The sequence below is a fragment of the Cedecea sp. VD22 genome, from assembly GCF_037150195.1.
GTDB lineage: Bacteria > Pseudomonadota > Gammaproteobacteria > Enterobacterales > Enterobacteriaceae > Cedecea.
This window is the reverse complement of record NZ_JBBCPX010000013.1, coordinates 1-17,260: the sequence shown is the minus strand read 5'-3', so window position 1 is coordinate 17,260 and position 17,260 is coordinate 1. Positions and strand designations below refer to the sequence as shown.

At 53.1% G+C, this 17,260-nt stretch carries 16 protein-coding genes and 1 rRNA gene; 7 read left to right on the top strand and 10 right to left on the bottom strand.

All coding sequences use genetic code 11. The annotated features are described in order from the left end of the window. Positions 1-155: 155 nt before the first annotated feature. From rseC to rseD, 5 genes are read right to left on the bottom strand one after another with little or no spacing between them, the layout of a single operon-like run. The gene (gene rseC, locus WFK85_RS18745) at positions 156-638 is read right to left on the bottom strand and encodes a SoxR-reducing system protein RseC (protein ID WP_008459510.1); all 483 of its coding nucleotides are present in this window, start codon (positions 636-638) and stop codon (positions 156-158) included. Continuing rightward, the gene (gene rseB, locus WFK85_RS18740) at positions 635-1,600 is read right to left on the bottom strand and encodes a sigma-E factor regulatory protein RseB (RefSeq protein WP_008459512.1); all 966 of its coding nucleotides are present in this window, start codon (positions 1,598-1,600) and stop codon (positions 635-637) included. Before rseB ends, rseC begins: the two co-directional genes overlap by 4 nt. After that, positions 1,600-2,247, bottom strand: coding sequence for an anti-sigma-E factor RseA (gene rseA / locus WFK85_RS18735; protein ID WP_336708994.1), 648 nt, complete (start codon positions 2,245-2,247; stop codon positions 1,600-1,602). Before rseA ends, rseB begins: the two co-directional genes overlap by 1 nt. A 31-nt stretch (positions 2,248-2,278) precedes the next feature. Continuing rightward, positions 2,279-2,854: an RNA polymerase sigma factor RpoE gene (gene rpoE / locus WFK85_RS18730; protein ID WP_008459517.1), complete on the bottom strand. Its 576-nt coding sequence runs from the start codon at positions 2,852-2,854 to the stop codon at positions 2,279-2,281. Continuing rightward, positions 2,851-2,988: a rpoE leader peptide RseD gene (rseD, locus tag WFK85_RS23655; RefSeq protein WP_166990376.1), complete on the bottom strand. Its 138-nt coding sequence runs from the start codon at positions 2,986-2,988 to the stop codon at positions 2,851-2,853. The genes rpoE and rseD overlap by 4 nt, the downstream gene beginning before the upstream one ends. Positions 2,989-3,286: 298 nt before the next feature. Here rseD and nadB point away from each other — a divergent pair, with 298 nt between their 5' ends. Further along, complete coding sequence (gene nadB / locus WFK85_RS18725) at positions 3,287-4,903, top strand: L-aspartate oxidase (protein ID WP_336708993.1); 1,617 nt, start codon at positions 3,287-3,289, stop codon at positions 4,901-4,903. Here nadB and trmN read toward each other — a convergent pair. Further along, positions 4,888-5,625 carry a tRNA(1)(Val) (adenine(37)-N(6))-methyltransferase TrmN gene (gene trmN, locus WFK85_RS18720; protein ID WP_336708992.1) on the bottom strand — a complete coding sequence of 246 codons (738 nt, stop codon included), beginning with the start codon at positions 5,623-5,625 and terminating at the stop codon, positions 4,888-4,890. The genes nadB and trmN overlap by 16 nt on opposite strands. Before the next feature lie 121 nt (positions 5,626-5,746). On the opposite strand from trmN, the gene srmB reads away from it, so the two are divergent. Next, positions 5,747-7,084 carry an ATP-dependent RNA helicase SrmB gene (gene srmB / locus WFK85_RS18715; RefSeq protein WP_336708991.1) on the top strand — a complete coding sequence of 446 codons (1,338 nt, stop codon included), beginning with the start codon at positions 5,747-5,749 and terminating at the stop codon, positions 7,082-7,084. A 252-nt stretch (positions 7,085-7,336) separates the two neighbouring features. Here srmB and grcA read toward each other — a convergent pair whose 3' ends face one another. Continuing rightward, a complete protein-coding gene (gene grcA, locus WFK85_RS18710; protein WP_008459527.1) occupies positions 7,337-7,720 on the bottom strand; it encodes an autonomous glycyl radical cofactor GrcA in 384 nt (127 codons plus the stop codon). A gap of 319 nt (positions 7,721-8,039) precedes the next feature. On the opposite strand from grcA, the gene ung reads away from it, so the two are divergent. After that, complete coding sequence (ung, locus tag WFK85_RS18705) at positions 8,040-8,729, top strand: uracil-DNA glycosylase (protein WP_336708990.1); 690 nt, start codon at positions 8,040-8,042, stop codon at positions 8,727-8,729. A 56-nt stretch (positions 8,730-8,785) separates the two neighbouring features. Here the strand turns inward: ung and WFK85_RS18700 are convergent, their stop codons facing one another. Beyond that, on the bottom strand, positions 8,786-9,856 hold the full coding sequence (locus WFK85_RS18700) for a tRNA/rRNA methyltransferase (RefSeq protein WP_336708989.1): 1,071 nt from the start codon (positions 9,854-9,856) through the stop codon (positions 8,786-8,788). Positions 9,857-10,061: 205 nt separating this feature from the next. Between WFK85_RS18700 and trxC the strand changes: the two genes are divergently transcribed. The 4 genes from trxC to pssA all read left to right on the top strand — a co-directional run bounded on the left by trxC (position 10,062) and on the right by pssA (position 15,422). After that, complete coding sequence (trxC, locus tag WFK85_RS18695; RefSeq protein WP_336708988.1) at positions 10,062-10,481, top strand: thioredoxin TrxC; 420 nt, start codon at positions 10,062-10,064, stop codon at positions 10,479-10,481. Positions 10,482-10,557: 76 nt separating this feature from the next. Then, positions 10,558-11,259, top strand: a complete 702-nt coding sequence (locus WFK85_RS18690; protein WP_336708987.1) for a tRNA-uridine aminocarboxypropyltransferase — start codon at positions 10,558-10,560, stop codon at positions 11,257-11,259. Positions 11,260-11,291: 32 nt separating this feature from the next. Further along, on the top strand, positions 11,292-13,952 hold the full coding sequence (locus WFK85_RS18685; RefSeq protein ID WP_336708986.1) for a bifunctional acetate--CoA ligase family protein/GNAT family N-acetyltransferase: 2,661 nt from the start codon (positions 11,292-11,294) through the stop codon (positions 13,950-13,952). Positions 13,953-14,066: 114 nt separating this feature from the next. Further along, positions 14,067-15,422 (top strand): CDP-diacylglycerol--serine O-phosphatidyltransferase, encoded by a 1,356-nt coding sequence (gene pssA, locus WFK85_RS18680; protein ID WP_336709025.1) that lies wholly within the window; start codon positions 14,067-14,069, stop codon positions 15,420-15,422. A gap of 34 nt (positions 15,423-15,456) precedes the next feature. Here pssA and WFK85_RS18675 read toward each other — a convergent pair whose 3' ends face one another. Both WFK85_RS18675 and rrf read right to left on the bottom strand, forming a co-directional pair. After that, a complete protein-coding gene (locus WFK85_RS18675) occupies positions 15,457-16,755 on the bottom strand; it encodes an MFS transporter (protein WP_336708985.1) in 1,299 nt (432 codons plus the stop codon). Between the two features lie 385 nt (positions 16,756-17,140). Continuing rightward, positions 17,141-17,256: ribosomal RNA gene (gene rrf, locus WFK85_RS18670) — 5S ribosomal RNA — on the bottom strand. Positions 17,257-17,260 lie beyond the last annotated feature (4 nt).

Below are 17,260 nucleotides of genomic sequence, written 5' to 3'. Positions count from 1 at the left end.
GGCGCTTCGCGCTGTACGGAGCAGGATGTCAGAGACTGTCTTCTGCCTGAAACGCCGCATTCTACACTACAACCAGAAAGTGAGGAAACTGCTCATCCTGCAAGCTTAGGTAAGCCATAAGCAGGATGTGCAAAGAGATGTCATTTGAAGGGAATTTATTGATTTTCAGCCGGCGGCGCGGACGTATCGACGCGCACTGCATCCGGGCTAAGCGCAACGCTTAGAATCACCGGCTGCCAGCTCTCACGACGGCTGAAATGCTGGGAAAAACCGCGAGCAAGCAGGAAGCCCCCTACGCCACCAAGCAAAGCTCCGCACATAGCGGCCAGGTTGGTACCAAACAGCGTCTGGAAAAGACCTGAACACAAAAATAGTCCGACCAACGGCGACATGTACACCAGCAGCGCGGACCCTAACAGGCTACCTTCCGCAATGCCCAGCTCCACTTTTTGCCCGGCAACCAGCGGCTGTTCGCTTGGCACAGACAGCAGATGGCTGGTTTGTGGCCCCAATTTGTTTAGGACACGAGTCCCACATCCGGAGCGCGAAGCGCAGCTGCTGCAAGAGGCTTTAACATCACAGTGCAGCAATGCTTCACCATTTTGCCAGGAGACGACCGTCGCCCATTCTTTAATCATTGTGTCGCTCCGTTAAACTTCACGCTATCGCCAATGCGTTTCGCCGTTTGTGGAGGCAACTCACCTACAACGGTAATTTCGGTTTTATCACGAATTTCTGTGCTAATAGTCCGGCGACCGGTCCGCACAAGCTGTTCGCCATTACTTGCCTGAGACGGGGCCTGGCTGATGTTCACCGAGAAACTAAATAACCCGTCAGAATAAAGTCGGGATTCGATAGGCACGCCCACGGTTGGCAGTGGCCGGCGGCTGCTCGACACTTCGCTAAAGCCTTGCGGCAGCCATGTCGGTGCCCATGTAAAACTGGCCTTTTCCGCACCCGGTACGGACAGCAGAGGTGGCAACGTCGCTTTTGCTAAATTCTGCAGAAGCCCGCTCGCCTGATTTTCAACAGAGAATGACACAACACGGAACTGTTCGAGCGTTTCGCCATCGCGATCCAGTAAATCAACGCGAAGCGGCAGCTTGGTTTCGGTATCGAGCCAAACAATGTAGTTATAGCGAGTGCCGTCCCGAGCAACGACGCGAATAACTTCGCATAATCTGTCGGCAATACGCGTACGCCCGACAGAAATAAAGTCGTAGTACGGCGTCAGGCGCTTAAAGTCGGTATAGACGATGGAAGGCAGAGAATCGACGATGTAGTCCCCGGTGAGCGTGAATGGCTCGAGCCCAGGCTCAAAATAGCTGATTTCATTGCCGCGCTGAACGACTTCGCGGCGCGGGCCGTCCATTTGCAGGAATTGCGCAAGCGGGCGATTATCAAGACGTGCATGGCGATAACTAAGGGACTCAATCCCTTGTTTGCTGATATTGATAAACGCCAGCTCATAATTGAGTGACTGACTAGCCTGGTTCATCTGCTGCAACAACGCCCCGGACGAAACAGTGTCCGCCGAGGCGCTGGAGGTGAACAACAGGCTGCCTGCCACGAGAGACAGGGCACACCAAAGTTGCTTCATTACTGCGATTGCGTTCCTAAAGTTTGGTTTCCTGGCACTTGCACAGCGGCCTGCTGGGTTTGCGCCTGTTCAAACTGGAGCTGCTCGGAGTGTAAACGACGCTGCAATTCGTAATCCTGCAGCATAGCGTTAATACGACGACGCTGTTCCTGTACTTGCTGACTGCTGTTGCTGGCGGTCGTGTCAGACGGTACGCCCAGACTTACCGGACTGGCTTTTCCCATCATCGGCAAAGTGTTAAAGACCGGCGTTTCCGGCTGTGCGGTGCTGTCAGACTGGCCATTATAGTGCTGCACACCCACGATAACCGCAAGCGATACGCACGCGGCAACGCCCATTTGGGTAAGCTGGCTTGCCCACGGACGCACCTTATGCCAGAACGGCATTTTCTGCCACTGCTGAGGCTGCGGCTGAGATTCGGTAACGAGCGGCGCGACGTTACGCACAGGCTCATTTGCGATAGCCGCCATCACGTTGGCAGAAATATCAAAGTGGAGCACTTCGCTGGTATCTCCGCGCATTGTGTCGCGGATAAGGTGGTAACTCTCCCAACTTTGCTGCAATTCACTGTCGTTTGACAGGCGATTGAGCAACTCGCTGTCGAGAGATTCGCCATCCATTAAAGCGGAAAGTTGTTCTTTCTGCATGCCTAAATACCCTTCCAGTAATCCGCTATCGTCAACGCCTGATAAGCGGTTGAACTTTATTATCAATAGCTTCCCTTGCGCGGAAAATACGAGAACGCACAGTACCTACCGGGCAATCCATGATGTCGGCTATCTCTTCATAGCTCAGGCCATCCAACTCCCGCAACGTAATTGCCATGCGTAAATCTTCCGGGAGCGACTCAATAGTACGGAAAACTATTTGTCTCAGTTCTTCAGACAACATTAAGTTCTCAGGGTTCGAAATTTCTTTCAATGCGCTGCCACTTTCGTAGTTTTCAGCGTCAATAGCGTCCACATCACTTGATGGCGGACGCCGCCCCTGAGCAACCAGATAATTTTTAGCCGTGTTGACCGCGATGCGGTACAACCACGTATAAAACGCACTATCGCCACGGAATGAATCCAGCGCGCGATAAGCTTTAATAAAAGATTCCTGCACCACATCGGGTACATCTCCCGAAGGTACATAGCGGGAAACCAGGCTCGCAACCTTATGCTGGTAGCGTATCACCAGTAGGTTAAATGATTTCTGATCTCCCTTTTGGACCCGTTCGACGAGGACCTGATCCGTTAACTGCTCGCTCATCCGAGGTAATGTCTCCCCAAACCCAATTTCCACGCGTAATCGAAATGCCACTCGAACCCTGCATTTTTGAGCAAGCTTTGAGTTTGAGTGCCCGAGGCCAGCAAAGTTCCGTTACGCCTTTGTTTTTCTGTCATGTTTAGCGGATTGCATCTTTTCATTATAAATTCCGCTTCGCAAAACGGTAACGCCGATTCTTCTGAATCAATGCTCAAAAAGTTAGCGAGAAGAGTATCTCATGAATCAGGGTATTTCATCATCTAATCTGCCATTTATCCTTCCGTAGTGAGATTTATTTACGCAGTTTGCTCGAGCCCTCCCAATGACTTTACCGATGACTCTGTTTAGTCTGCACAACGCTAAAACAAAAAAAGCGTGTTCAGCGTCCCACCCGGTGCTATGCTCGGGCCACTATTGTTTAGTAAATTAAACACCATGAACAAAAATAGCGATCTGATCTGTGACGTATTAATTGTCGGTAGCGGTGCTGCTGGCCTTTCTCTCGCGCTGCGTCTGGCTCAAACCAGCAAGGTCATTGTGCTAAGCAAAGGCCCAGTTAACGAAGGCTCAACTTTTTATGCACAGGGGGGAATTGCCGCCGTTTTCGATGAAACCGACAGCATAGCTTCCCATATTGACGATACGCTGATAGCCGGGGCAGGAATTTGCGATCGTGAGGCCGTAGAATTTGTGGCAAGCAATGCAAAGCACTGCGTCCAGTGGCTGATTGATCAGGGCGTCATGTTCGATACCCACACGCTGGCGAATGGTGAAGAGAGCTACCATTTGACGCGTGAAGGCGGCCACAGCCATCGCCGAATTCTTCATTCGGCGGATGCCACCGGGAAGGAAGTTGAAACCACGCTAGTCGGCAAAGCCCTCAATCACCCCAATATCCGGGTGATCGAGCGCAGCAACGCCGTAGACCTAATTATTTCGGACAAAATTGGCCTGCCGGGCACAAGGCGCGTCGTCGGTGCCTGGGTCTGGAACCGGAACCTTGAAAAGGTCGAAACCTGCCGTGCGAAATCTGTCGTTCTAGCCACCGGTGGCGCTTCAAAAGTCTACCAGTACACGACAAACCCGGATATCGCCTCCGGTGACGGTATCGCTATGGCATGGCGTGCAGGCTGCCGCGTCGCCAATCTTGAATTCAACCAGTTTCACCCTACGGCGCTGTTCCATCCTCAGGCCCGAAACTTCCTGCTTACCGAAGCATTGCGCGGCGAAGGTGCATACCTGAAGCGTCCGGATGGTTCACGCTTCATGCCGGAGTTTGATGAACGTGCCGAGCTTGCGCCACGTGATATCGTCGCCAGGGCTATCGATCACGAAATGAAACGCCTGGGCGCAGACTGCATGTATCTGGATATCAGCCATAAGCCAGAGGCGTTTGTTCGCCAGCACTTCCCCACTATTTATGAGAAGCTGCTTGGGCTAGGCATTGATTTAACCAAAGATCCGGTTCCCGTAGTCCCTGCCGCGCATTATACCTGCGGTGGCGTAATGGTAGATGAACATGGGCGCACCGACGTTGACGGGCTGTATGCCATTGGCGAAGTGACGTATACCGGCCTGCACGGCGCTAACCGAATGGCCTCAAACTCTCTGCTCGAATGCCTGGTTTATGGCTGGTCTGCCGCAGAAGATATTCTGAAGCGACTGCCGTATGCGCGCGAAAGTAAAAATCTGCCCGACTGGGATGACAGCCGTGTGGATAATCCAGACGAACAGGTTGTTATCCAGCATAACTGGCATGAGCTGCGGCTCTTTATGTGGGACTACGTTGGGATCGTTCGCACCACTCGTCGGCTGGAGCGGGCGCTGCGAAGAATTACCATGCTGCAGCAAGAGATTGATGAGTACTATGCCAACTTCCGCGTTTCAAATAATTTGCTTGAGCTGAGAAACCTGGTGCAGGTTGCCGAACTCATTGTGCGCTGCGCCATGCAGCGTAAAGAGAGCCGGGGCCTGCACTACACGCTCGATTATCCGGATCAGCTCGCTGAATCCGGCCCAAGCGTGCTTTCCCCGCTCTACATAAACAGGTAGAAGTCCTGGGTCAGGCTGCAATAGCCTTCAGAGTAGGTTTGGTCTGGCCCACGGATCACCAGGCGGTCGTTGTAGTATTCTCCGCCCGTAGGAGAAAGCGCGAGCATCACCCGATGCGGCAGGCGAGTTTCATTGTCGGCCACATCGGTACGGTAACGAACGTGCCAACCCTGTGATTTCGCCAGCTCGCTGAATGCCGTCCCGGCAGTTTCCGGCATAATCACGCAGAAGAAACCGTCTTCGGTGATCAGTTGTTCAGCGCTGCTGAGCAAGGCCTGGTGATCCAGCGTCGTGGTATAACGTGCCTGAGCTCGTTCTGGTGATGCGCAGTTACTGCCCTGCTCAAAGAAAGGCGGATTACTGACAATTAAGGAGTAGCGCTGAGTAGCCTGCTGCGCCCACTCGCGGATGTCCGCGCAGTGAACGTGAATACGCGAAGCCCAGCGGCAGCCTTTGGCGTTTTCTGCCGCCTGTTCTGCAGCAACCGGCTCCAGCTCCACGGCTTCAATCGTGACGTCATCAGCGGTTCTCTGGGCGAGCATCAACGCCAGCAAACCGCTGCCGGTGCCAATATCCAGGACGCTTTTTACATTAACTACCGGCACCCATGCACCGAGCAGCGTCCCATCTGTTCCCACCTTCATGGCGCAGCGATCGTGCGCCACAAAGAACTGTTTGAAGGTGAAACCATCCCGACGTAATACCGCTTTTTGATCCGACATCTTATCTACCTTGCAAAGAAACCGCCGTAGCATAAGTGAAACGGACATCTACGGAAAGACACAAACAGATGAAGATCGCGGTCATTATGTCTATAATCGGCGTCCCAAACAGAGGTAGACCATGACTGTAAGCACTTTTTCCGAACTCGAACTTGATGAAAGCCTTTTGGACGCGCTCCAGGAGAAAGGCTTTACTCGCCCGACTGCCATCCAGGCTGCGGCCATTCCTCCTGCACTTGAAGGACGCGACGTGCTGGGTTCAGCACCGACGGGTACCGGTAAAACCGCAGCTTACCTGCTGCCAGCGCTACAGCATCTGGTCGACTTTCCTCGTAAGAAATCTGGCCCGCCGCGTATTCTGATCGTCACGCCAACCCGTGAACTCGCTATGCAGGTCGCCGACCACGCGCGTGAACTGGCAAAACATACCCATCTGGATATCGCCACCATCACCGGCGGCGTAGCGTATATGAACCACGCTGAAGTTTTCAGCGAGAATCAGGATATTGTCGTCGCTACCACCGGCCGACTGCTGCAATACATAAAGGAAGAGAACTTCGACTGCCGCGCGGTTGAAACGCTGATCCTCGATGAAGCAGATCGCATGCTGGACATGGGCTTCGCGCAAGATATTGAAACCATTGCCGCGGAAACCCGCTGGCGCAAGCAAACCATGCTGTTCTCCGCTACCCTGGAAGGCAACGCGGTTAAAGATTTTGCTGAACGCCTGCTGGAAGATCCGGTTGAAGTTTCCGCCACGCCATCCACGCGTGAGCGCAAGAAGATCCATCAGTGGTACTATCGCGCCGATGACGTTAAGCACAAAACGAAGTTACTCGTTCATTTGCTGAACCAGCCGGATACCACCCGCTCTATCGTCTTTGTGCGTAAGCGCGAGCGTGTGCATGAGTTGGTTGCCTGGCTGCGTGAAGCGGGCATCAACACCTGCTACCTCGAAGGCGAAATGGTACAGGCCAAGCGTAACGAGGCCATCAAGCGCCTGACCGATGGTCGCGTAAACGTTCTGGTTGCTACCGACGTTGCTGCCCGTGGGATCGATATCCCTGACGTTAGCCACGTATTCAACTTTGACCTGCCACGTACCGCGGATATCTATCTGCACCGTATTGGTCGTACCGGTCGCGCAGGCATGAAAGGAACCGCGATTTCGCTGGTTGAGGCGCACGATCATCTGCTGCTGGGTAAAATTACCCGCTACATGAAAGAGCCTCTGAAATCCCGCGTTATCGACGAACTGCGCCCAACGACGCGTGCGCCAAGCGAAAAGCTGACCGGTAAGCCATCCAAGAAAGTGCTGGCTAAGCGCGAAGAGAAGAAGAAAGAGAAAGACAAAGAGAAGCCGCGCGTTAAAGTGCGCCATCGCGATCAGAAAAACATCGGTAAGCGCCGTAAACCAACGGCAGCTACCACGACAGAGTCGCCAAAAGTCGACGAATAACATGAACGCCGGGATAATCCCGGCGTTTTTTATTGCCCGGGTTCTGCGTTTTCCTGCAAACAATCATTCTTTACGGCATTCCTGCCCTGTCGTATACGGCGAAGATAGTGTCATCGCAGAAATGAGCGTAGTGCTGGCAGCCCCAGGAAATTTAGGGAACCTGTACCGGGTGCTGATGCGGGTTTACTATGCATTCTATTAACGTGAAAGAGCGCCAGAAGGCGCTCTTTATTCTCAACGGCAGGAACTGAATTACAGGCTTTCAGTGAAAGTACGGGTAATCACGTCGCGCTGCTGTTCCGGAGTCAGGGAGTTAAAGCGCACCGCGTAGCCGGAAACACGGATGGTCAGCTGCGGATATTTTTCCGGATGCTTAACCGCATCTTCCAGCGTTTCACGACGCAGAACGTTAACGTTCAGGTGCTGCCCACCTTCAACGCGAACTTCCGGTTTCACTTCCATTGGAATTTCACGGTATTCAAACTGGCCCAGTTTACTGACCGCAACCACTTCATCTTCCGCAAAACCTGCTTTCGCGCACACGCAGCGAGCTTCTCCTTTTTCACTGTCGAGCAGCCAGAAAGAGTTCAGAAGTTCGTCGTTTGCCGCTTTTGTAATTTGGATACCAGTAATCATTTTATTTCTCCCTCAGGGTAATGTGCTGATTCTTTGGGCCAGCGCTCTGGCTCATTGGTAAAACCTTTGTTGCTTTGTTGTTCTTATATCAGTCCGCCAGGCGTGATTCTTTGACTTAAATCAATTAAATCCACACACTAAAAATGGCTTTAGCTGGTTTTATTTGTTTTACATCAACTTAGACGGTCAGCGCCATGCTAAAACTTTTGTAAATTTTCAACTTTATTTATCACTGTAGCTCATTGATGCCACGCACTATTTTGCTCAGAAGGAAGAAGCAGTTAAGCTATCGGACAATACAGATTCGCGGGAGAGCGAGATGACTACCCACCTCACCTGGCACGACGTGCTGGCAGAAGAGAAACAGCAGCCCTACTTTATCAATACGCTCAGCGCCGTCGCGGCAGAGCGCGCAGCGGGCGTGACCGTTTACCCTCCGCAAAAGGATGTTTTCAACGCTTTTCGCTTTACCGAGCTGGGCGATGTCAAAGTCGTGATTCTGGGGCAGGATCCTTATCATGGACCAGGCCAGGCGCACGGACTATCTTTCTCCGTCCGTCCAGGAATCGCTCCCCCGCCTTCGCTGGTCAATATGTATAAAGAGCTTGAGGCTTCTGTCCCAGGCTTTACCCGCCCTACGCACGGCTACCTTGAAAGCTGGGCTCGGCAGGGCGTGTTGCTGCTCAATACGGTACTTACCGTCGAAGCGAGTAAAGCGCATTCCCACGCCAATTTTGGTTGGGAGACGTTTACCGACAAGGTTATCGCCCTCATTAATGAACACCGTGAAGGGGTGGTGTTCCTGCTGTGGGGTGCTCATGCCCAACGCAAAGGCAGCATTATCGATCGCCAGCGCCACCATGTCCTGACCGCACCGCACCCTTCTCCGCTTTCTGCGCATCGTGGTTTTCTGGGCTGCGGGCATTTTGTGAAGGCGAATGAGTATCTGGCCGGGCGCGGAGAACAGCCCATCGATTGGGTGCCGCAGCTGCCACAGGACAATGGCTAAAATCGGGGCGAAAAAAAACCAGCAATTACGCTGGTTTTTTATAGCTGGAGAAGGCCTTAGGCCTTGTTCTGGCGCCACCATTCGCCCAGCAGCACGCCAGTCGCTACCGATACGTTGAGGCTTTCAACATTACCTGTACCTTCAATGGCTACGCTCATATCTGCGTTTTCAAAAGTCGTGTCGGAAACGCCATCGCGCTCCTGGCCCAGCACCAGCACCATTTTCTTAGGCAGCTCAGCTTTATACAGCGGGGTGCCCTGGTGGCTTGAGGTTGTCACGATGGTGTAGCCCGCTTTACGGAAAGCTTCCAGCCCATCGCCAAACGTCTCGCCGCTGATCGCCACCACGTGCTCGGCCCCGCCTTCTGCGGTACGAATCGCCGCACCGGATTCCAGCAGAGAAGCATCCTGAATCAGCAAACCTTTAACGCCGAAGTGTGCGCAGCTGCGCATGATCCCGCCCAGGTTATGTGGGTTGCCCACATCCTCCAGTGCCAGCACGCAGTCTTCTTCCCCGGCTTTGTTCAGCCAGGTCTGCACGCTGATGCCGCTGCGTTTTTTAATAATGAAGCAAACGCCGCCGTGGTGTTCGGTGCCTGAGGCTTTTGTCAGCTCAGCGTCATCCACCACGTGGTAAGCCTTGCGATTTGCCGCCATCCAGCGCAGCGCTTCTTTAAAACGAGGCGTAACGCTCTGGATAAACCAGGCGCGCACGATGCTTTCCGGGCGACTCTGGAACAGCGCCTGACAAGCATTCTCACCGTACACTCGGGCTTCTTCGGCGCGCTGGCGACGAATCACTTCCGGATCAACGATATGTTTAGTTGTACCTTCATTGTCTGATGCCGACAGCGAAGAGTCTACCGGGGCACGGGAAACCGTACGCCATGGCGAGGCCGCTTCACCGCGATCGCTTCTGTCACTACGTTCATTACGATCGCGCCCGCCGCGAGGTTTATCATCGTGACGAGCCTGACGGCGACCGCCGCCTTCACCACGTGACGCACCGGCAGGACGCCCACCGCCTTTGCCCGTACGCGGGTTTTGGCCGCGATTTTCGCTTTCGTCGTCACCGCGGACATACATCACTTTGACCTTGCCGCTTTTACCTTTAAATTCGTCGTTCATTTTTCCTCCACCGGGCTGAGCGCGAAGCGCGCAGATTACCTGATGTGCCATGGGTTAGCCATTAACTTTGCTTAAAAGCTAAAAACTATTGTACTCATCGAATAAATCACTTTGTTGGCCTCCCCATCTTCGCGATAATATGTAACATATTTGAAACATCCGTGGTGCATGGCACCGATTTCAATCATTCTCTTTGAGGTTAGTTATGAATACCGTTTGTGCCGACTGCCAGGCCATTAACCGCATTCCTGACGAACGTATCGATGACGGTGCAAAATGCGGTCGCTGCGGCCATGAACTGTTTGACGGTGAAGTCGTTAACGCCACGACGGCGACGCTGGATAAACTCCTGAAAGATGAGCTGCCGGTTGTGGTTGATTTTTGGGCACCGTGGTGCGGCCCGTGCGTGAACTTCGCCCCTATTTTTGAAGATGTTGCTGAAGAACGCAGCGGTAAAGTTCGCTTTGTGAAGGTGAACACCGAAGCGGAGCAGGAACTGAGCGCACGTTTTCGCATCAGAAGCATCCCGACCATTATGATTTTCAAAAATGGCCAGGTCGTCGATATGCTGAATGGCGCCATGCCTAAAGCCCCGTTTGATAGCTGGCTGGACGAAAATATCTGATTATAAGGGGGCATTTTTTAGGCCTCCTTTCTCTATCTACGGTAGAATGGCGTTTTTAGCCAGACATCCTTCATTAATGACCGAAAACGCCGTTCTTCGCCTTCGTGCAGCCCGCCTTGCTCGCGCAACTCGTCCCTTTCTCGCCCGGGGTAATCGCGTTCGTCGCTGCCAGCGCTGCCTGCTGCCGTTGAAAAATTGCCTGTGTAAGACGCTTAAGCCACAACTTGCCCGCAGTCGCTTTTGCCTGGTGATGTTTGACACCGAACCGATGAAGCCGAGTAACACCGGGCGACTTATTGCCGATATTTTGCCGGAAACAGAGGCATTTCAATGGTCGCGCACGGAGCCGCCTCAGGCGCTGCTGGATCTTGTCGCTAACCCGGATTACCAGCCAATGGTAGTTTTCCCCGCCTCTTATGCCGATGCAAGTCGCGAGGTACTGACCACCCCACCAACCATCGGTAAGCCACCGCTATTTATCATGCTTGATGGCACGTGGACTGAAGCACGTAAAATGTTCCGTAAAAGCCCTTATCTCGATGCGCTGCCGATAATTTCCGTAGATTTAAGTATTACCTCAGCTTATCGCCTGCGCGAGGCCCATGCGGACGGCCAGTATTGCACCGCGGAAGTCGCCGCAGCCCTGCTAGAACTGGCGGGAGATGTAGTAGCGTCCAAAGGATTAACCCAGCATTTCACTCTTTTCCGCGAGCGCTATCTGGCGGGGAAACCCCATCATCAGGGCAGCGTCACAGCAGAAGTGGAAGAAAACGTTTAGACTCTCCTGAACATCACTCAGGGGAGAGCGTCGTGAGTCAACGAGGCCTGGAAGCGCTGCTGCGTCCAAAATCCATTGCCGTTATCGGCGCTTCGGCAAAAGCCGACCGCGCCGGTTATTTAATGATGCGCAACTTGCTTGCTGGCGGCTTCAATGGCCCGGTAATGCCGGTGACGCCGACTCACAAAGCCGTGTGCGGAGTGCTTGCCTGGCCGGATATTGCCAGCCTGCCGCTGGCTCCTGACCTCGCTATTGTTTGTACGCATTCCCGGCGAAATCTTACGCTACTGGAAGCCCTGGGTAATAAAGGCTGCAAGGCCTGCATTATTTTATCTGCCCCACCTGAGCAATTACCCGAATTGCTGTCCTGTGCCGCTCGCTGGCAAATTCGCCTGCTTGGCCCGAACAGCCTTGGCCTACTGGCTCCGTGGCAAGGGTTAAACGCCAGCTTCTCCCCTGTTCCGATTCAAAAGGGCAAACTGGCGTTTATTTCTCAGTCTGCCGCAGTGTCCAACACCATTCTGGACTGGGCACAGCAGCGCGAGATGGGCTTTTCCTGGTTTATTGCGCTTGGCGATAGCCTGGATATCGACGTGGATGAACTGCTTGATTATCTGGCCAGGGATACGAAAACCAGCGCCATCCTGCTGTATCTTGAACATCTGAGCGATGCCCGCCGCTTTGTTTCCGCCGCAAGAAGCGCCTCACGTAACAAGCCGATTCTGGTCATCAAAAGCGGGCGCAGCAGCAAAGCACAAACGCTGCTGAAAACCCATCCGGGCCTGGATGCCGCCTGGGACGCGGCGATACAACGAGCAGGCTTACTTCGGGTTCAGGATACGCATGAGCTCTTTTCCGCCGTAGAAACCCTTAGCCACATGCGACCTCTGCGCGGTGAGCGACTGATGATTGTCAGCAACGGCGCGGCACCTGCGGCGCTGGCCCTTGATGAGCTTTGGATACGTAATGGCAAACTAGCGACGTTAAGTGAAGAAACTCTGCAGGCTCTTGCGGGCGTGCTTCCTCCTGGCGTTGAGGCAGGAAACCCGATAGATCTACGGGATGACGCGACGCCTGGCCGGTACCTGCTGGCCATAGAGAAATTGCTGGATAGCCATGATTTTGATGCCTTAATGGTTATCCATTCCCCCAGTGCCGCCGCCCCAGGAACCGCAAGCGCCCTTGCCCTAATCGATCTTCTGCAGCGGCATCCTCGTGGCAAATATCTCACCATTGTCACCAACTGGTGCGGGGAGTATTCCTCCCAGGAAGCGAGACGTCTGTTTAGCGATGCCGGTATTCCGACGTACAGAACGCCAGAGGGTGCGGTCACGGCGTTTATGCACATGGTCGAGTATCGCCGTAACCAGAAGCAATTGCGCGAAACGCCGGCCCTGCCGGCTAACCTGACGGCAAACACCAGCGACGCCCACCATCTGATTCAGCAGGCCTTGCATCAGGGAGCCACGACGCTGGATACCCATGAAGTCAGGCCGGTGCTTGAAGCTTATGGCTTAACGACCCTGTCGACATGGATTGCTGGAGACAGTGCAGAAGCGGTGCATATCGCAGAGCAAATTGGTTATCCCGTCGCATTAAAGCTTCGTTCTCCGGATATTCCCCACAAGTCGGAAGTTCAGGGCGTTATGCTCTATTTGAGAACGGCCAGTGAAGTACAACAGGCCGCCGAAGCCATCATCGACCGTGTAAAAATGGCCTGGCCCCAGGCTCGTATTCACGGCCTGCTGGTGCAAAGCATGGCAAACCGCGCAGGCGCGCAGGAACTAAGAGTCGTCGTTGAGCACGATCCGGTATTTGGTCCATTGATCATGCTGGGCGAAGGCGGCGTAGAGTGGCGACCTGAAAGGCAGGCGGCGGTAGCCCTCCCCCCGCTAAACATGAATCTGGCCCGATACCTTGTCATTCAGGCGATCAAAAGCGGCAAGATCCGTAGCCGGAGCGCATTACGCCCGCTGGATATCGCCGGGATCAGCGAAGTTCTGGTGCAAGTTTCTAACCTGATAGTTGATTGCCCCGAGATTGTCAGACTCGATATTCACCCTCTACTGGCATCCGGCAGTGAATTCACCCTGCTCGACGTCACTCTGGAATTGGCCGAATTTACGGGGGATGCGGATGCCAGGCTGGCCGTGCGTCCTTATCCTCATCAGCTTGAAGAGCTGGTGCAGCTTAAGAACGGTGACCGCTGCCTGTTCCGGCCGATCCTGCCCGAGGACGAACCTCAGCTGCAGCGTTTTATTGCCCAGGTAACAAAAGAGGATCTCTACTATCGCTATTTCAGCGAGATCAATGAATTTACCCACGAAGATTTAGCCAATATGACGCAGATCGACTACGATCGAGAAATGGCGTTCGTTGCAGTCAGAAGAATAAAAGACAACGATGAGATCCTCGGCGTCACACGCGCCATTTCAGACCCTGACAACGTTGATGCCGAGTTCGCCGTGCTGGTTCGCTCCGACTTAAAAGGCCTCGGACTCGGCCGACGCTTACTGACTAAGCTCATCGATTACACCAGAGAGCATGGCCTTCAGCGACTGAATGGCATAACGATGCCGAACAACCAGGGCATGATTACCCTGGCCCGCAAACTGGGTTTCAGCGTCGATATTCAGCTGGAAGACGGTATTGTAAGTCTGACGCTTCCATTGAGCAAAAGCGCAGATTCGTGAGTAAGGTACTGGAAAACATACTCACTTTGCGCAGTAGTAGTGGTATTATCAGCAAGTTCTGACGTCTGGATTTTGCAGAAGGCCATCCAATGAAGAGAGAAGATAAGCACTGTGATGTTGTCTAAATTTAAGCGTAATAAACATCAACAACACCTTGCCCAGTTACCGAAGCTTTCTCAATCAGTTGATGATGTAGAAACCCTGTTCTCCCCTGCGGATTTCCGCGAAACGCTGTTGAAAAAAATCGCCAGCGCAACGCAGCGTATTTGTATTATTGCGTTGTATCTTGAACAGGATGACGGCGGCAAAGGAATTCTGTCCGCGCTTTATCAAGCCAAACAGCAGCGGCCAGATTTAGATGTTTCCGTGCTGGTTGACTGGCACCGTGCCCAGCGCGGACGTATTGGTGTTGCCGCGTCCAACACCAATGCGGACTGGTATCACCGCATGGCCGAGCAGTTCCCCGACGTGAATGTTCCTGTCTATGGCGTTCCCGTCAATACTCGCGAAGCCCTTGGCGTGCTGCATTTCAAAGGCTTTATTATTGATGACAGCGTCATCTATAGCGGCGCCAGCCTCAACGATGTTTACCTGCATCAGCACGATAAATATCGCTATGACCGCTATCAAATCATTCGCAATCGCGCCCTGGCAGATATCATGCATGGCTGGGTTAACCAGAATTTGATAAATGGCCGGGCGGTTCATCGCTTAGATGTCGCTGAGCGCGTAAAAAGTCCAGAAATCAAAAACGATATCCGTCTCTTCCGCCAGGAATTGCGTGACGCTAGCTTTATCTTTCACGGTGATGCAGATAACGATCAGCTCTCGGTTACGCCGCTGGTCGGTCTGGGAAAATCAAGCCTGCTGAATAAAACCATCTTCCATCTTATGCCTTGCGCAGAGCAGAAGCTGACTATCTGCACGCCATACTTCAACCTGCCAGCTGTCCTGGTCCGCAATATCATACAGCTGCTGCGGGACGGTAAACAGGTTGAGATTATCGTTGGCGATAAGACAGCGAATGATTTTTATATTCCGGAAGATCAGCCGTTCAAGATTATTGGCGCGCTACCTTATCTCTATGAAATTAATCTGCGCCGCTTCCTGAGCCGCCTGCAATATTATGTGAATACCGGGCAGTTGATTGTGCGTTTGTGGAAAGATGGGGATAACAGTTACCACCTGAAAGGCATGTGGGTGGACAACGAGTGGATGCTGCTGACCGGGAATAACCTTAATCCGCGCGCGTGGCGCCTGGATCTGGAAAATGCTCTGCTGATTCACGATCCCAAAAGAGAGCTTGAAGACATTCGCACCAAGGAGCTGGAGCTTATCCGCACCCATACGACGGCTGTTAAGCATTATCGCGATCTCCAAAGCATCGCCGAATATCCGGTGAAAGTTCGCAAGCTGATTCGCCGCCTGCGCCGTATCCGTATCGACCGACTAATAAGCCGTATTCTCTAAACGTTTAAGCCCTGCACTGCAGGGCTTTTTCTTTCTAGAGCTTGATCCCTTTGCCTTTACGGTGCAGCAACAGAGAAACAGCAAATGCCAGCGCCCCCATCGCAGAGACATACCAGAAGAAGGTCGTTTCGCTGCCCATCGATTTCAGCGATAAGGCGACATATTCTGCCGAGCCACCAAACAAGGCATTTGCAACTGCATAAGACAGACCTACACCTAGCGCACGGACTTCCGGCGGGAACATTTCTGCCTTAAGGATGCCGCTGATTGAAGTGTAAAAACTGACAATTAGCATCGCCGCCATCACCAGAGCAAAGGCCGCATAAGGTGAGCTAACATTCTGCAGTGCCGTCAAAATAGGCACAGTCAGCACCGCGGCCAGTCCGCCAAAGCAAAGCATAGAACTTCGACGACCAATTTTATCCGACAGCGCACCGAAAAACGGCTGAAGTACCATGAAGATAAACAGCGCACAGGTCATCAACGCGCTGGCCGTGTTCGCATGCATCCCCGCAGTATTCACCAGATATTTCTGCATATAGGTGGTGAAGGTATAGAAAGCCAGGGAGCCGCCGGCGGTGAAACCAAGCACCATAATGAAGGCTTTTTTATTTTTCCACAGCCCGGAAAGCGTACCGGCATCCTTGTGCGCGCGGCTTGCTTTATCCGATGTTTCATCCAGAGAACGGCGAAGATAGAGAGCAACTATCGCCAGTACGGCTCCAACCGCGAAGGGAATTCTCCATCCCCAACTACGCAAATCTTCATCACTTAGCACTTGCTGGAGAACAACCACAACAAGCAACGCGGCCAGCTGCCCGCCAATGAGCGTCACGTACTGGAATGAGGCATAGAACCCTTTACGACCTTCGACCGCCACCTCACTCATGTAAGTTGCGCTGGTGCCGTACTCCCCTCCAACAGATAACCCCTGGAACAGGCGTGCTAAAAGCAATAATGCAGGGGCCCATGTGCCAATGGTGGCGTATCCTGGCAGGCAGGCAATGACCAGCGAGCCAAAACACATCATACACACTGAGATAAGCATGGAGTTTTTACGTCCATGTTTATCGGCAATATACCCGAATAACCAGCCTCCAATGGGTCGCATCAAAAAACCTGCGGCAAAGACACCGGCGGTTTGCAGAAGCTGAGTCGTGGTGTTTCCCGTTGGGAAAAAGATATGAGCAAAATAGAGTGAGCAGAACGAGTAAACATAAAAATCAAACCACTCAACCAGATTCCCTGATGAAGCCCCCACAATGGCCCAGACGCGACGACGGGTATCAGCCGCCGACGGCACAATATTTGATTCACTTGTTGTTTCAATCATTTTATTTTCTTCTCCTGTCTTCCTGAATGGGTCTAATAACCCAGGATCCAGTTAAGCAGGAGAAAGAAATTTTGTGAGGTGAAGTATCTTGTTGCGGAGTTGTTACATTAACTTTTGTGAGCGGACGGATATTTTTGCGAAAAAGTATGCTTTAAAAAGCAAAAAACCCCGGCCTTTCGGTCGGGGTTAATGCTGATTTGATGCCTGGCCGTTCCCTACAATACGCGCATCATCCTGATACTCGCCCCTCCGGGGCCGCCGCACGCGGCGTTCAAACGTGTTCCCGACACGTTTGTCGCATGCCCATGCTCTTGCAGGGTATGGCCTGATACCACATAAACAAAAAACCCCAGCCATCAGGCTGAGGTTTTCTGTTTTATTTGATGCCTGGCAGTTCCCTACTCTCGCATGGGGAGACCCCACACTACCATCGGCGCTACGGCGTTTCACTTCTGAGTTCGGCATGGGGTCAGGTGGGACCACCGCGCTACGGCCGCCAGGCAAA

What these genes read in the sequence shown, in the direction of transcription:
- WFK85_RS18690 (WP_336708987.1), top strand. Translation starts at nt 10,558, where the DNA reads ATGACCGAAAACGCCGTTCTTCGCCTTCGTGCAGCCCGCCTTGCTCGC.
- rseA (WP_336708994.1), bottom strand. Translation starts at nt 2,247, where the DNA reads ATGCAGAAAGAACAACTTTCCGCTTTAATGGATGGCGAATCTCTCGAC.
- nadB (WP_336708993.1), top strand. Translation starts at nt 3,287, where the DNA reads ATGAACAAAAATAGCGATCTGATCTGTGACGTATTAATTGTCGGTAGC.
- trmN (WP_336708992.1), bottom strand. Translation starts at nt 5,625, where the DNA reads ATGTCGGATCAAAAAGCGGTATTACGTCGGGATGGTTTCACCTTCAAA.
- rseB (WP_008459512.1), bottom strand. Translation starts at nt 1,600, where the DNA reads ATGAAGCAACTTTGGTGTGCCCTGTCTCTCGTGGCAGGCAGCCTGTTG.
- rpoE (WP_008459517.1), bottom strand. Translation starts at nt 2,854, where the DNA reads ATGAGCGAGCAGTTAACGGATCAGGTCCTCGTCGAACGGGTCCAAAAG.
- srmB (WP_336708991.1), top strand. Translation starts at nt 5,747, where the DNA reads ATGACTGTAAGCACTTTTTCCGAACTCGAACTTGATGAAAGCCTTTTG.
- ung (WP_336708990.1), top strand. Translation starts at nt 8,040, where the DNA reads ATGACTACCCACCTCACCTGGCACGACGTGCTGGCAGAAGAGAAACAG.
- grcA (WP_008459527.1), bottom strand. Translation starts at nt 7,720, where the DNA reads ATGATTACTGGTATCCAAATTACAAAAGCGGCAAACGACGAACTTCTG.
- rseD (WP_166990376.1), bottom strand. Translation starts at nt 2,988, where the DNA reads ATGACAGAAAAACAAAGGCGTAACGGAACTTTGCTGGCCTCGGGCACT.
- WFK85_RS18700 (WP_336708989.1), bottom strand. Translation starts at nt 9,856, where the DNA reads ATGAACGACGAATTTAAAGGTAAAAGCGGCAAGGTCAAAGTGATGTAT.
- WFK85_RS18675 (WP_336708985.1), bottom strand. Translation starts at nt 16,755, where the DNA reads ATGATTGAAACAACAAGTGAATCAAATATTGTGCCGTCGGCGGCTGAT.
- trxC (WP_336708988.1), top strand. Translation starts at nt 10,062, where the DNA reads ATGAATACCGTTTGTGCCGACTGCCAGGCCATTAACCGCATTCCTGAC.
- rseC (WP_008459510.1), bottom strand. Translation starts at nt 638, where the DNA reads ATGATTAAAGAATGGGCGACGGTCGTCTCCTGGCAAAATGGTGAAGCA.
- pssA (WP_336709025.1), top strand. Translation starts at nt 14,067, where the DNA reads ATGTTGTCTAAATTTAAGCGTAATAAACATCAACAACACCTTGCCCAG.